Annotated in this window: 14 protein-coding genes; 7 read left to right on the forward strand and 7 right to left on the reverse strand. The window is 63.2% G+C overall.

Features of this window, described 5'->3' with window-relative positions; translation table 11 throughout:
- The first annotated feature begins 11 nt into the window (after window positions 1–11).
- Both GFJ39_RS03745 and GFJ39_RS03750 read left to right on the forward strand, forming a co-directional pair.
- The gene (locus GFJ39_RS03745) at window positions 12–1,190 is read left to right on the forward strand and encodes a cytochrome b (protein ID WP_153429954.1); all 1,179 of its coding nucleotides are present in this window, start codon (window positions 12–14) and stop codon (window positions 1,188–1,190) included.
- Window positions 1,187–1,879: a cytochrome c1 gene (locus GFJ39_RS03750; protein ID WP_153429956.1), complete on the forward strand. Its 693-nt coding sequence runs from the start codon at window positions 1,187–1,189 to the stop codon at window positions 1,877–1,879. The genes GFJ39_RS03745 and GFJ39_RS03750 overlap by 4 nt, the downstream gene beginning before the upstream one ends.
- A gap of 1 nt (window position 1,880) precedes the next feature.
- On the opposite strand, the gene GFJ39_RS03755 is transcribed toward GFJ39_RS03750, so the two are convergent.
- Complete coding sequence (locus GFJ39_RS03755) at window positions 1,881–2,141, reverse strand: STN domain-containing protein (protein WP_153429958.1); 261 nt, start codon at window positions 2,139–2,141, stop codon at window positions 1,881–1,883.
- Between the two features lie 307 nt (window positions 2,142–2,448).
- Window positions 2,449–2,991: a cupin domain-containing protein gene (locus GFJ39_RS03760; protein WP_153429960.1), complete on the reverse strand. Its 543-nt coding sequence runs from the start codon at window positions 2,989–2,991 to the stop codon at window positions 2,449–2,451.
- A gap of 284 nt (window positions 2,992–3,275) precedes the next feature.
- Here GFJ39_RS03760 and GFJ39_RS03765 point away from each other — a divergent pair, with 284 nt between their 5' ends.
- Entirely contained in the window at window positions 3,276–3,626 is a 351-nt protein-coding gene (locus GFJ39_RS03765) for a hypothetical protein (protein WP_153429962.1), read from the forward strand.
- 6 nt (window positions 3,627–3,632) lie between these two features.
- Here GFJ39_RS03765 and GFJ39_RS03770 read toward each other — a convergent pair whose 3' ends face one another.
- The 3 genes from GFJ39_RS03770 to GFJ39_RS03780 form a co-directional block, all read right to left on the reverse strand.
- On the reverse strand, window positions 3,633–4,400 hold the full coding sequence (locus GFJ39_RS03770; protein WP_325062820.1) for a sulfite exporter TauE/SafE family protein: 768 nt from the start codon (window positions 4,398–4,400) through the stop codon (window positions 3,633–3,635).
- A 7-nt stretch (window positions 4,401–4,407) separates the two neighbouring features.
- Complete coding sequence (locus GFJ39_RS03775; RefSeq protein WP_153429963.1) at window positions 4,408–6,096, reverse strand: bifunctional protein tyrosine phosphatase family protein/NAD(P)/FAD-dependent oxidoreductase; 1,689 nt, start codon at window positions 6,094–6,096, stop codon at window positions 4,408–4,410.
- Between the two features lie 62 nt (window positions 6,097–6,158).
- Complete coding sequence (locus GFJ39_RS03780; RefSeq protein ID WP_153429965.1) at window positions 6,159–7,085, reverse strand: MBL fold metallo-hydrolase; 927 nt, start codon at window positions 7,083–7,085, stop codon at window positions 6,159–6,161.
- 108 nt (window positions 7,086–7,193) lie between these two features.
- Here GFJ39_RS03780 and GFJ39_RS03785 point away from each other — a divergent pair, with 108 nt between their 5' ends.
- The 4 genes from GFJ39_RS03785 (at window position 7,194) to GFJ39_RS03800 (ending at window position 9,910) form a co-directional block, all read left to right on the forward strand.
- The gene (locus tag GFJ39_RS03785; RefSeq protein WP_153429967.1) at window positions 7,194–7,841 is read left to right on the forward strand and encodes a peroxiredoxin; all 648 of its coding nucleotides are present in this window, start codon (window positions 7,194–7,196) and stop codon (window positions 7,839–7,841) included.
- Window positions 7,838–8,221 carry an ArsR/SmtB family transcription factor gene (locus GFJ39_RS03790; RefSeq protein ID WP_153429969.1) on the forward strand — a complete coding sequence of 128 codons (384 nt, stop codon included), beginning with the start codon at window positions 7,838–7,840 and terminating at the stop codon, window positions 8,219–8,221. Before GFJ39_RS03785 ends, GFJ39_RS03790 begins: the two co-directional genes overlap by 4 nt.
- Before the next feature lie 126 nt (window positions 8,222–8,347).
- Window positions 8,348–8,605: a hypothetical protein gene (locus GFJ39_RS03795; RefSeq protein ID WP_194285280.1), complete on the forward strand. Its 258-nt coding sequence runs from the start codon at window positions 8,348–8,350 to the stop codon at window positions 8,603–8,605.
- 231 nt (window positions 8,606–8,836) lie between these two features.
- Window positions 8,837–9,910, forward strand: a complete 1,074-nt coding sequence (locus GFJ39_RS03800) for a LacI family DNA-binding transcriptional regulator (RefSeq protein ID WP_153429971.1) — start codon at window positions 8,837–8,839, stop codon at window positions 9,908–9,910.
- Here the strand turns inward: GFJ39_RS03800 and GFJ39_RS03805 are convergent.
- Complete coding sequence (locus GFJ39_RS03805) at window positions 9,858–10,583, reverse strand: HAD family hydrolase (RefSeq protein WP_228391781.1); 726 nt, start codon at window positions 10,581–10,583, stop codon at window positions 9,858–9,860. The two genes, GFJ39_RS03800 and GFJ39_RS03805, sit on opposite strands and share 53 nt — an antisense overlap.
- Before the next feature lie 62 nt (window positions 10,584–10,645).
- On the reverse strand, window positions 10,646–12,832 hold the full coding sequence (locus GFJ39_RS03810; RefSeq protein WP_228391782.1) for a family 20 glycosylhydrolase: 2,187 nt from the start codon (window positions 12,830–12,832) through the stop codon (window positions 10,646–10,648).
- Window positions 12,833–12,855: the final 23 nt, after the last annotated feature.

Genomic DNA, 12,855 nt, shown 5'->3' on the forward strand with positions numbered 1-12,855 from the left:
GACCGGCCCGCATGACTTCGCCCCTGAAAACACCCGACACAGATCCGCCTGACTGGCTCGAACGCCGCTTGCCGGTCATGAGCCTGCTGCGCCGCCAGTACGTTGCCTTCCCGATGCCCCGCAACCTCAATGCGTTCTGGAGCTTCGGCGCGTTCCTGATCGTCACGATGGCCTTCATGATCGCCAGCGGCCTGTTCCTCGCGATCAACTACACGCCCGACATCACGCAGGCCTTCGCCAGCGTCGAGGCCATCGACCGGCAGATCCCCTCGGGCTGGTTCATTCGCAGCCTGCATATGGGCGGCGTGACGATGCTGTTCGCCTGCCTTTACATCCATATCGGCCGCAGCCTGTGGTACGGCTCCTACAAGGCCCCCCGCGAACTGCTCTGGCTGACCGGACTTGGCCTGATGCTGATGGTGATGGTCACGGCCTTTGCCGGTTACGTCCTGCCCTGGGGGCAGATGTCCTACTGGGGGGCCACGGTAATCCTGAACGCCGTCCATGCCATTCCCCTGATCGGGCAACCGCTGTCTGAGCTTCTGCTGGGCGGGGACACTTTGGGAAACGTGGCGCTGCATCGGCTTTTCGTGCTGCATTTCACGATGGCCTTTGCGATCCTCGGCGTCATCGCCCTGCATGTCGCGGCGCTGCATGTCGTGAAATCGAACAATCCTTCGGGCATTGATCCCGTCAGCCCGAGCCAGACCCTACCGTTCCACCCCTATTACACCAGCCGCGACGGCTTCGCGCTCTGCCTGTTCCTGATGGTCTATGCCGGGCTGGTCTTTTTCCTGCCCGACCTGCTGACGCTGGCCGACAACTACGTTCAGGCCAACCCGCTCGTCACACCACGAGACATCCGGCCGGAATGGTATTTCGCACCGTTCTACGCGATCCTCCGCGCCGTCCCTTCCCGCCTCGGCGGGCTTCTCCTCGCCTCGGGGAGCCTTGCCGTCCTGTTCACGCTCCCCTGGCTGGACCGCTCCGCCCTTCGCCCCGCAACCCGGCGACCGATGGTGCGCCTGTCCCTGCCCCTCGCCTTCGCGGCCTTCATGGTGCTCGGCGTCGCCGGGATGCACGCACCGACCCCGGCATGGCTGCTTGCCAGCCGCGTGGCGATAGCCTGGTGGTTCATCCATTTCCTGCTCGTCATGCCACTGGCCTCTGAACGGGAGATGTCGTCATGACGCGCTGGACCCGGAACCTCATACTCGTCGCCAGCCTGACAGCCCTTCCCGCCTGTGCGAGCACGCCCGCCCAGCGCGGCCTGATGGTTTTCCAGCAGGTGTGCAGCGCCTGCCATGGCATGGAACACGTCGCATATGGCGACATGAGCAGCCTCGGCCTCTCGCCGGATGAGATCCGCAAATGGGCCGCCGACCAGCAGATGCCCAATGGCACGGATGATAATGGCGATCCGAAAACCCGTCCCGCCACAGCCACCGATCCCATTCTGTCGCCTTACCCCAACGAGGCCATGGGGCGCCTCGCCAATCACGGACTGCTCCCGCCCGATCTCTCCCGGCTGGCCCTGACCCTCCCTGGGGGCGCCGAAGAAATCCGGCAGATCCTGCTCTCTTATGCTCCCACACCTGCGGGCATGACGCTCGACGAAGGGCGCTATTACAACACCGCTTTGAAATGGAAGCATATCGGCATGCCCCCGCCCCTTCAGGACGGCATGCTGACCTATCCCGACGGCACGCCTGCGACCTCCGCGCAGATGGCCAACGACGTCTCGGCCTTTCTCGACTGGATCGCCCATCCGCATCAGGCCGAACGCCGACGGATCGGCGTCTATGTCGTAACCTATCTCGCCCTGATGGCGTTCCTGACCTTCCTGTTGCAGCGCCGCATCTGGAGAGCACATCGCTGAACTACATGCGCTCGGCATGGTCCATGCAATGCGCGGCACGGTAGCTCACTGGCATGACCGCCAGTCCCTGCACCGTCTCGACCACGTCCAGCTCGGCGTTGCCCAGCAGCCGGATGAGGGCTTCGCGCGGCGTGTAGACTCCCGCGATGGCAATGCTCTTCCCGCCGCGCAGAAGCTCTTCATCCACCAGCACCGGACATTTCGTCTTGCGGGCCAGTTCCGCCACAGCCGCAGCCAGCGCCTTCGTTTCGATCCGCAGCATTGTTCGCTGAACCGGGCAGATATCCCGCGTCCGCGTTATGCTCTCTGCCGCAGCCGGCCCGCCCAGCAAAAGGGCGCAGACCATTGCCCCCACGCCCATCCCCCTGCGCCAAAAAGCAGCAACCGCGCAAAACATGACATTTCTTTCTGGGTACGGACGGTCAGGCATGTTCGTGGCTCTCCGCTGGCCACGTCCTCCCTGGACCGTAATACGGCCGTACACTATCCCACAACACAACGCCCCAGCCGGTGGGAAAGCACGCCCCTCCCGTTTTTTTGAAGTCGAAACTTCTGAAAGGACGGGAAATCTAGAATGTTGGCGGCGTACAGGCGCTGATGATCTCGCAACCTTCGGAGCTAAGACACCGGAAACGATGCGGCTGACGGCTGTCAAAATGATAGGCATCACCCGGCCCGAGGATCTCGCGCCTGTCTCCCACCGTGATTTCCACCTCCCCGTGCAACACAAACCCACCCTCTTCGCCCTCATGGGCATAGACCGCGGCCCCGGTATCCGCGCCGGATGCATAGGTCTCGCGCAGGATCTGAAGGCTCCGGCCAAACAGGGAGGCACCAACCTGCCGGAAAGTCACGCCGCCCTGCTCGAACGTCATCAGTTCGTCCGCCCGGTAGAAGATCTTTTCCCCGCCATCGGGAGCAATGCTGAAAAACTCCCCGAGCGTCACGGGGATCCCATCCAGAACACGTTTGAGTGTCCCGACGGAGGGATTCATGTCGCCCGATTCAATAAGGGAAATCGTGGAATTGGTTACACCGGTCCGCTTGGCCAGTTCACGCTGGGACAGGTTCCTTGCCGTCCGCACAAATCGCAGGCGTGCTCCCAGATCCATCCCTTTGTATCCTCTCCGGCCTCTTGCGTACCGCCAGTATGTCATATCGAAACAGAAAGGAAACCTTGGAAATCAGAATACCGGGGCCTGGTACAATTTTTTCGTGCCGCCCAGGAGAGAAAGCGCCCTGCATCCGGGAACGTCTGGCCCGAAAGGCCGTTCTGGAGTAAACACGCATCGGAGCGACGTGCTTTGCAAGACCTGAAAAGCGCATAGACTTCCGAATATTCCGGTCACGGCTCCGAAAGCTTGCGCAGGAACATCAGGAACAGGGTGGATTACAGATGCTGTACGCTTCGACAGGGTGTTTCACTCTCACGGTGATCATGGGCGTCTGGCTCGCCATTTTCGCGGCCCGGTACAAACGCCCCTTCAGCTTCCTCACGCCCGTGCATGTCGGCTCGGCCATTGTGGGCTCGATCTTTCTGGTCATCGCCATCAGCAACGGCGACAGCCGGCTCATGCTGAATGTGGCGCTTGCCGTCGCCATCGCGGCCTTCGGTGTGCTGATGGCCTTCTTCCGCAGGCGCGGCGCCATGATCGCGCCGCTCTATATGTGTCACATCCTGCTGGCGGTGATGTTCTATTTCTCGATGGTCTGCTTCACGATCTTTCCGAATTTCGGCCTCGACTGACGTCCGTTACAGAGCCGAAAGACTCTTCCAGATCATATAAGCCGCAACCGTGAAGATGACGCACGCAAAGAACGTCGTCAGCGCCGCGCCGGAGCCCGACAGACGTTTCGCGGCCCGCGTGCCAAGGAAACTGCCGATCACCCCGCCCGCCACGAACAGCGCGCCCATCACCCAGTCCACATAGCCCGAAAGCATGTAACTGAATGCTGTACTCGCTCCCAGCGCCGCCACCGCGACCAGCGATGTGCCCACGGCATTGAGAATGGGCATGCGCGTGCAGGCGATCAGGGCCGGCACGATCAGAAACCCGCCGCCAATCCCGAAAAACCCGGACAGCACACCCGTCCCGGCCCCCGCCATCATGACACGCGGCATGTTCTGGCGATTACACGACGCCCCCGCCTCACCCTGATTGCGCCGCCCCCGCAGCATGAGCACGCCCACCACGGCCATGAGCAGCGCAAAGCAGAGCAGCAGCTTCTGCCCGTTCACGGCCTTGCCGAATGCCGCTCCGATGAGTGCTCCCACCACACCGCAAGGCGCGAAAATGGCCGCGCATTTCCATTTGACCGTCTCCGCCCGGGCATGGCTGACCAGCCCGGTCAGTGCATTGACCGCCACGGCCATCGCACTCGTCCCGATCGCGACATGGGGGTTCTTCACCCCCACCACATAGACCATCAGGGGAACGGCAAGGATGGACCCTCCCCCCCCGATCAGGCCCAGCGTGAACCCGATCAGGACACCGCAGGCCAGTTCAAGCGCGATCTGCACGATCGGTTCAGCCCCCCTTCTTCGCGTTCAGGGGCTTGGGCGCAACCATGAATTCGCGCCCCTTGAGCATCCCGTCCCAATACATCAGCGGCATGATGTATTTCTTGAGCCACCAGGCCAGACGCGCCGGCTTCTGCCCGTTGAGCAGCCATTTCGGCAGCGTCGGCGCCAGCTTGCCACCATAACGGAACTCGGCCAGCACGATCCGCCCGTTCTCCACCGTCAGCGGACAGGCGCCATAGCCGTCATATTCAGATACCGGAGGCTGATGCTTCAGAAACGCCAGCACATTGGTCGCCACCACAGGCGCCTGTGCCCGGGCCGCAGCGGCCGTCTTGGCCGAAGACGTCCCGATCACGTCGCCAACGGCGAAAACCTCAGGGAAACGTACATGCTGCAACGTCGCCGGATTGACTTCGACGAACCCGTCCGAACCCGCCAGCACACTCTCGCGGATCACCTGCGGCGCGCTCTGCGGCGGCACGACATGCAGCATGTCGAATTTGCGCTCGACCCGTTCCACACCGTCCCCGACCTTGCGCTCGAACACGGCGGTCCGGTTTGGACCATCGACTTCCACAAGCTTCGATCCGGTATGCAGCCCGACGTGATAGCGCTTGATGTATTCCATCAGCGGCGGCACGAATTCCTTCACGCCAAACAGGCCCGGCGTGGCCGTATCGAACTCGACCGAAATGCTGTCCAGCACGCCACGGCGCTTCCAGGAATCACAGGACAGATACACGGCCTTCTGCGGCGCACCGGCACATTTGATCGGCATGGGCGGCTGCGTGAAAATCGCCGTGCCCGTCTTGAGCTGCTGCACGAGCTGCCAGGTATAGGGCGCCAGATCGAAGCGGTAGTTCGACGTCACACCGTTCTTGCCCAGCGTCTCCGCCAGACCCGGAATGGCATCCCAGTTCAGCGTGATGCCCGTCGCCACGATCAGCGCATCATAGGAGATAACAGAGCCGTCCCCGAGAACGACCTCACGCACATCCGGCCGGAACAGCTTTGCCGCCTGCCGCACCCAGACGACATCCCTGGGCATGACATCCGCTTCCTTGCGGCGCGTCTGGGCCGCCTGAAAAACACCCCCGCCCACAAGCGTCCAGCCTGGCTGATAGAAATGCTCGTTCGACGGCTCAACCACACCGATGGACAGATGGCTGTTACGCTTGAGCAGACTGCCCGCGACCGACAGACCACCCGCGCCACCACCAATAATCAGGACCTGAAAATGCGCCCCCCCCTTGCGCGGAGCCACGGACGGCGCGGCAGCATTCTCGATCCGCCCCCGCAGAGCACTGACATCCACCCCCGCCTTGGCCGCCGCCGCGAAAATCTCCGCCGCCGGACGCTTGCCCGCTTCCGCCAGAGCCCAGATCTGAGCCGCCCGTGTCCCGGACCGGCAATAGCCCACAACCGGCCCCGGAAGCGTGCCCAGAGCCGCCCGCGTCTGCGCGACCTGCGCCTCATCCGGCACCGTCCCGGCCTTCACGGGAATTGCGGCGAATGCCAGCCCGGCCTCCTTCGCGGCCTCTTTGATCGCGCTCATGTCCGACTGGTCGGGAGACTCCCCGTCAGGACGGAAACACAGGATCGTGCGGAACCCTTCCGCTTTCAGATCCGCCACATCCTGCACGGCGATCTGGGGAGAAATGGCATAGCTTTCGGTCAGATGGCGAGTCGGCATGGGAACTCCAGAAACGGGAAAAAATCAGAAGACCGGCACGCATCCCGCGCCGGAGAAGAACGTCAGAGACGGTTGACGGGAATCTTGATGTAACTCACGCCATCAGCTTCGGGCTCGGGCAGATGCCCCGCGCGCATATTGACCTGCACGGACGGCATCAGCAGACGCGGCATCCCCAGAGTGGCATCGCGCTCCGTCCGCATTTTCACGAACTCCTCTTCGCTTACGCCATCGTGAACATGGATGTTGTGGGCACGCTCATGCCCGACCGTCGTCAACCAGGCATACTCGTCCCGGCCCGGCGCCTTGTAGTCGTGACACAGGAACAGCCGCGTCTCGACGGGCAGCGACAGCAGACGCCGGATGGAACGGAAAAGCTGGCGCGAATCGCCGCCAGGGAAATCCGCCCGCGCCGTGCCGAAATCCGGCATGAAGATCGTATCGCCCACGAACGCCGCATTGCCGATCACAAAAGCCATGTCGGCCGGCGTATGACCCGGGACATGCAGCACCGTCACGGGAAGCTCGCCGATCCAGAAGGTCTCGCCGTCGGTGAACAGATGATCGAACTGCGATCCGTCCCGCGCAAAGCGTGTGCCGGCATTGAAGATCTTGCCGAACACCGCCTGAACCTGCGTGATATCCGCGCCGATCCCGAGCTTTCCGCCAATCTTTTCCTGTAGCCATGGAGCTGCGGAGAGGTGATCGGCATGGGCATGCGTCTCAAGCTGCCAGTCGACGGTCAGGTCTTCGCGCTTGACGTAATCGACAATCGCCTGCGCCGATCCATGCGACGTCCGACCGGCGGCCGCGTCATAATCGAGCACGGAGTCGATGACGGCTGCGCGCTTCGTAACGGGACAATGGACAACGTGGCTCGCGGTATTCGTGGCTTCGTCGAAAAACGTACAGACAACGGGAGCGGGCGTCGCGCCTTCCTCGGCTCGCCGGATCTGGCGTGTCGCGGCCTGAAGTGCTGCATCATGCATGGCGTTCACTTTCTGGCTGTGAGATGTCTTTACGACACTTTCATTAACTGTTAAGTTAATACTGTAAGTATTGCATGTCAAGCGCCTTGATGCTTTTGGAACCGGATCATGACCGTACCCCCTCCCGCTGAATCCTCTTCCCCTCCCCTGCGCATTGGCGACCGCGCTCCGGATTTCAGCGCCCGGACCACGCATGGCGAATTCATCATGAGCGCCCTGCACGGACACTGGGTGCTGCTTTTCGCCCATCCGGCCGATTTCACACCCGTCTGCACCAGCGAGTTCATCGCCCTGGCCCGGAGCGCGGAAGAGTTCCAGAAGCGGGACTGCGCCCTGCTCGGCATCTCGGCGGACAGCCTCCCCGCCCATCTCGCCTGGGTCGAGGCCATCAACACGCAGTTCGGAATCCAGATTCCCTTCCCTATCGTCGAAGACCCGTCCCTCGCCGTCGCCCGCGCCTATGGCATGCTGGACAGCACAGCACAGGACAGCGCCACCGTGCGCTCGGTTTTCGTGATCGACCCTTCAGGCACCATCCGCGCCATCCTGAACTATCCGGCCACGGTCGGACGCTCCGTCCCCGAACTGCTGCGCCTGCTCTGCGCCCTGCAGGAAGTGGACCGCGCGGGCACGCTGACGCCCGAAAGCTGGCAGCCGGGACAGCGCACCGTCGCACCTCCGCTCCAGACACAGGCCGCCGTGGAAAAGGCTGGTGCGAAATGGTTCTTTCAACCCATGCCCCGGGAGCGCTCATGACCGTCCTGCTTCCTCTGGAGAAAAGCCGCGAACTGGCGGAGTGGCTGCGCCTCCTCGCCCAGCCACAGCGCCTCATGATCCTCTCGGCCCTGCTCGACAGCACCCATGCCGTCAGCGAAATCGAGACCATGACCGGCATTGGACAGCCCACATTGAGCCAGCATCTGGGCGCGCTCAGACGCGCAGGGCTGATCGAATCCCAGCGCGAATCCCGCGCCATCCATTACTGCTGGACCGACACTCCGGATGCCCGCCGCGCACGCGCGCTGCTGATGAGCCTGCAACCGGGCGCACTTCCGCCGGAACTGCCCTCTCCCACGCCTGAAACCACACCCGGGCCAGCAGCCTCGGCGCGTTTCGCCCGTATTCTTCACCCCTGACAGTCCTTAATCAGGAATTGTCCAGTCCTTATTGAAAACAGCAGGAGAGCTGTAGTTGCGATAAAGTTATTCGGGACTGAAACTGTAAAAAGTCCCATACGCTTACCTGTAGGTAAGGAGAAAAATATGATCCGTTATTTCATCGCCCTGACCGGCCTGACATTTGCGATGACACAGGCCGCCGGCGCCGCCACCCGCGAAGAACAGAAACAGGCCTGTCAGGGCGACGCCATCCGTCTGTGTACGCTGGCCATTCCCAACGAAGCCAAGATCACCGCCTGCATGAAAAAGAAGATCGACCAGCTTTCCCCGAAATGCCGTGCGATGTTCACCCCGGTGCCGCAGGCCAAGAAGGCACCCGCGCCGAAGCCGAAACAGGGCTGACCTCCGGACTCACCGATACAGACCGCATCGGGGAAGATGCGCGTCAGCCCGAACGCAGAGGTAAATAGGAAATTTTCAGTTTTTGTAACTCCTCCCGCGCCCGTGACTGGTTTCCGCCCGGCAGAATGAGTATGGTGTCCGCAGTGATTTTCCAACGAACACTGATACCATACTGCGAGCGTCAGGATCTGGCATGACGGGTCTGGTGTCGTTACTGGACAGACCATACCCATGACCAGACCGCATGACCGCCGCAAAGTTACCCTCAAAGATGTGGCAGCGCAGGTGGGTGTCTCCCATACAACGGTCTCGAACGCCTATATCCGTCCTGGTCAGCTCTCGGCCGCCCTGCGCGAGAAGATCCTCGCCGCCGCCCAGGAACTCGGCTATACCGGCCCCGATCCGGCCGCCAAACAGCTCGCCACCGGCCGGGCCGGCGCGCTGGGCTTCCTCTTCAGCGAGGACCTGCCCTACGCCTTCACCGATCCCGCGGTCCTCAGCGTCCTCAACGGCGTCGCCCGCTCCTGCGACGCGCTGGAAACCGACCTCGCCCTGATTTCCGCCGGCAGCAACCTGCGCAACCGCACGGCTCCCGTCTCACTCGGCAATGCTGCCGTGGACGGTTACATCCTCTATTCCGTCGCCCCCGACAGCCGCTGCGTCATGATGGCCCAGCAGCGCAACGTCCCCCTCGTGGTGGTGGACCAGCCGCGCCTCAAAGGCGTGCCGTATGTCGGGATCGACGATCGCGGCTCCGCCTACCGCGCAGCCAGGACACTGCTCGATCTCGGGCACCGGCATTTCGGCATCCTGTCACTCAAGACCGCGCATGACGGCTATTTCGGTCCGCTGACCGCCAAGCGCCGCGCCAATATCGCCCACAGCACCATCGCCATGCGCCTCGAAGGGTATGTCCACGCATTGCAGGAAGCCGGGATCGCGCCCGAAGACGTCCCGACCTGGGAAATCCCGATCAATTCCGAAGACATGGGCGCGGAAGGCGTGCGCCATCTCCTCAATCGTGCCCAGCGCCCGACCGCCATCCTCGCCATGAGCGACCGCGTGGCCATCGGCGCCATGCAGACCATCCGTGCGCTTGGCCTGAACATCCCGCAGGATGTGTCGATCTTCGGCTTCGACGACATTCCCGCCGCAGAAAGCGAGGATCTGAGCACGGTCCGCCAGCCGCATGAGCGCAAGGGCACGGAAGCCGTCCGCCTGCTGAGCGCCGCCACAGGCAGCAGCGAAAACGTCATTCTCGAAACCGAACTGGTCCTGCGCGGCAGTATCGGCTCCGCCGCCTGAACTTTGCTTTCAGCCCCGAAGCACCGTCGGCAGGTCCGCGAAAGCGTCGATCCGCAGATCCGGCTCGAGTGCGGCACATTGGCGAAGACCCATGACCGTAACTGGCCCAGCATGAGGCGATCCCGGCGTTACGGGCGAACTGGAGGTCGGCCACGGTATCGCCCACCATCAGGAAAGCCGAACGCGGCAGATCGGGAAAGAGCGGAAGCACGCGCTCTTCCATCACGCGCGGATCGGGTTTGTGCGGGAAATTCGGCTCCGACGCCACAACACCACTGAAAAATGGCTCCAGCCCGAACCGGACCATGCTCGCATGGACCGTGGGTGCATGCTTGTTGCTGAGAATGGCGAGAGTTTTCCCCCGTTCCTTCAGGGCGGTCAGCGTCTCCACCACACCGTCGAACAGGACCGTCTCTTCCTCGTCGGCCGCCGGATAGAACGCCCGGTAGTGCCGCACGAAAGAGGCGGCATCACGTTCATCACTTTTGGGTGCGATCGCCTGGAACAGGGTCTGGAGCGTCCCGCCCCGAGTCAGTTCCTGTTTGAGGACGTCCGTGGAAGGCGCTGTCACACCCACCGCATCAAAGGCCTCTTTCAGGCTGCGCAGAATGGCTGGCTGCGTCTCCGCCAGAGTGCCGTCATAGTCGAGGAGAAGGATCGGAAAACGTGTCATATCCCCTTTTCCTCCGCCGGCCGCCGGAAATCCATCCCCCCGCACAACAACAAGCCGATGTCTTACTCCGCGCGCTCTGCCACACCCGTCAGGAGCGCCCGGATTCCAGGAAGGATTGCAATCAGCAATCCTCCCGGCGGCTGCGGGCTGTGTGCGGATGCCAGCATGCTGGCCGAGTTTTCAAAGGCCGCCTGCTGTTCCTGAAGCAGCCGGTTCGCATCCATCCGCCAGGCTGAACCATCACGCCCGTCCAGAACTCCGAGCCCCGCCCGCGACAGAAGCCCAAGCGCATGAGACACCGGCACGACCGCCTCAAGCACCGGAACGCCCTTCGCGACCGCCACAAACGCCGCGTCATTATCCGACCAGCGCTGCAACATCTGCCGCAGGGGGGCGGCAAGCGCGGTTTCACCCCGGACATACCGCGCGGCCATCGCATTGAACCGTATCGCCACGAACGCATCCGGGTCCGTCACCGCAACCGGAGCTGACAGCATCGCATCCCCGCTGGACGCAGCGAGATGATTGAGAGCGTAGTTGCGGACCGGGACCGTCACGTCGGTCAGAACCTTCAGCGGCTCCGAATGTCCCGGCGCCACGGCCTCACGCATGGCCTCCCGATGCTGCGTCGCCTGCAACCCGGTCGCCTCAAGCTCCGCCATCACAAGCGGCAGGCGCCGTTCCAGATCGGGAACGTCGCGTACACCCTGCGCAGACCAGAACCGCTCGGCCAGAGCCGCCATCCGGGGCCACAGCCGCCCGTCCAGCATCGGCTCGGACACCATTTCCGCCCAGAGCGTGCCTTCCGCCCCCATGACCAGCATCTTCTGCCCGTCATCCAACGGCGGGGCATGCTCGTCCATCACGAACGGCACCGAAAATTCAGGGTGCTTGGGCGGATATTTCGCAAGCTGCTCCGCCGTGATCCCCTCAGCCTTCGTATCAAACGGATCGACCGCATAATGGGCCGCGGACGGGCGCAGCAGATCCAGATAATACCCCGCCGACACCACGACCGGATGCCCGGCCCGCGTCGCCGTCCCGATCCATTTCGACGCCCGCCAGGGTTCGACAACCACATTCTTCGGGATCGGCGCTTCGCTGACCTCGTCCCAGCCCATCATGACATGACCCTGGGCGGAAACGATCTTCGCGACCTCTCCCGTAAAAGCCGCCTGAAGCGCAGCGGCCGTCTCGAAGCCATGCGCCTTCATATAGGCCGCAATGGCCGGATTCTTCGTCCACTGGGAGGACACAACCTCATCCCCCCCCGCATGAACATACCGGTCCGGGAAAAGTCCACCCATCTCCGCGTACAGCACGCGCACAAAACGCAACGTCTGCGGATTGGTCGGGTCCAGCGCGGCATTGTTGAGGTTCAGGCCCTTGGCGGTCACATCCGGCAGAGGCTGGGCCGCCAGTTCGGGATAGGCCTGAAGGATCGCCAGCGCATGGCCGGGCACGTCGATTTCCGGCACGACACGGATGCCGCGATCAGCCGCATAGGCCACGACCTCGCGGATCTGCGCCTGAGTGTAATACTGGCCGTGCGACGCTACGGTCTGAAGTTTCGGGAACATCCGGCTCTCGACGCGGAAGCCGGCTCCGTCGCTCAGATGCCAGTGCAGGACATTGAGCTTGACCAGTTCCATCGCATCGAGCTGCCGTTCGACGGTCTCGACCGTGTCGAAATGCCGCGACACATCCATCAGCAAACCGCGCCAGGCAAACCGGGGCGCATCCTCAACATGCACGCGCTCGACCAGAGCCCCCTGCGGCGTCACCCGGACAAGCTGAAGCAGCGTCGCCAGCCCGTGGATCACACCGGCCGGCCCGTCCGCCTCCAGCCGCGCGCCGGTGGCGGACGTCGTAAGCGCATAACGCTCCTTTTCATCCACACTCAGATAGGCCCGGTCCTGCCCGGCCGAGAGATGCAGCACATAAGGCACGCCACGGCCCGCAGGCCCGGCGATCGCGGTCAGACGTGTCGTAAACCGCGCCACGGCCCGCAGCAGCAGGGGCGAGGGCCGCGTGTCCCACACCACCCGGACCCCGCCCCCGATCGACGCCACGCCATTGGAGACCGAAACAGTCCGCGGCACGGGCAGCAGGGTCTCTTCCGCCCGCGCCACACCCCACAGCCCCCCGGCAACTCCCCCGGTCAGCACACTTCCCGCAAGAAGCAGCCACGCCGCACGGGAAACCCTGCGGGGAGAACTCAGGCCGCGAGGCGGGGCGGTATGCGTCATACAGGGCTTTCCTTGGAAAATCG

It is taken from the genome of Gluconobacter aidae (assembly GCF_009547075.1).
Classification (GTDB): domain Bacteria; phylum Pseudomonadota; class Alphaproteobacteria; order Acetobacterales; family Acetobacteraceae; genus Gluconobacter; species Gluconobacter aidae.

What these genes read in the sequence shown, in the direction of transcription:
- GFJ39_RS03750 (WP_153429956.1), top strand. Translation starts at nt 1,187, where the DNA reads ATGACGCGCTGGACCCGGAACCTCATACTCGTCGCCAGCCTGACAGCC.
- GFJ39_RS03755 (WP_153429958.1), bottom strand. Translation starts at nt 2,141, where the DNA reads ATGCTGCGGATCGAAACGAAGGCGCTGGCTGCGGCTGTGGCGGAACTG.
- GFJ39_RS03775 (WP_153429963.1), bottom strand. Translation starts at nt 6,096, where the DNA reads ATGCCGACTCGCCATCTGACCGAAAGCTATGCCATTTCTCCCCAGATC.
- GFJ39_RS03765 (WP_153429962.1), top strand. Translation starts at nt 3,276, where the DNA reads ATGCTGTACGCTTCGACAGGGTGTTTCACTCTCACGGTGATCATGGGC.
- GFJ39_RS03760 (WP_153429960.1), bottom strand. Translation starts at nt 2,991, where the DNA reads ATGGATCTGGGAGCACGCCTGCGATTTGTGCGGACGGCAAGGAACCTG.
- GFJ39_RS03810 (WP_228391782.1), bottom strand. Translation starts at nt 12,832, where the DNA reads ATGACGCATACCGCCCCGCCTCGCGGCCTGAGTTCTCCCCGCAGGGTT.
- GFJ39_RS03745 (WP_153429954.1), top strand. Translation starts at nt 12, where the DNA reads ATGACTTCGCCCCTGAAAACACCCGACACAGATCCGCCTGACTGGCTC.
- GFJ39_RS03805 (WP_228391781.1), bottom strand. Translation starts at nt 10,583, where the DNA reads ATGACACGTTTTCCGATCCTTCTCCTCGACTATGACGGCACTCTGGCG.
- GFJ39_RS03790 (WP_153429969.1), top strand. Translation starts at nt 7,838, where the DNA reads ATGACCGTCCTGCTTCCTCTGGAGAAAAGCCGCGAACTGGCGGAGTGG.
- GFJ39_RS03795 (WP_194285280.1), top strand. Translation starts at nt 8,348, where the DNA reads ATGATCCGTTATTTCATCGCCCTGACCGGCCTGACATTTGCGATGACA.
- GFJ39_RS03780 (WP_153429965.1), bottom strand. Translation starts at nt 7,085, where the DNA reads ATGCATGATGCAGCACTTCAGGCCGCGACACGCCAGATCCGGCGAGCC.
- GFJ39_RS03800 (WP_153429971.1), top strand. Translation starts at nt 8,837, where the DNA reads ATGACCAGACCGCATGACCGCCGCAAAGTTACCCTCAAAGATGTGGCA.
- GFJ39_RS03785 (WP_153429967.1), top strand. Translation starts at nt 7,194, where the DNA reads ATGACCGTACCCCCTCCCGCTGAATCCTCTTCCCCTCCCCTGCGCATT.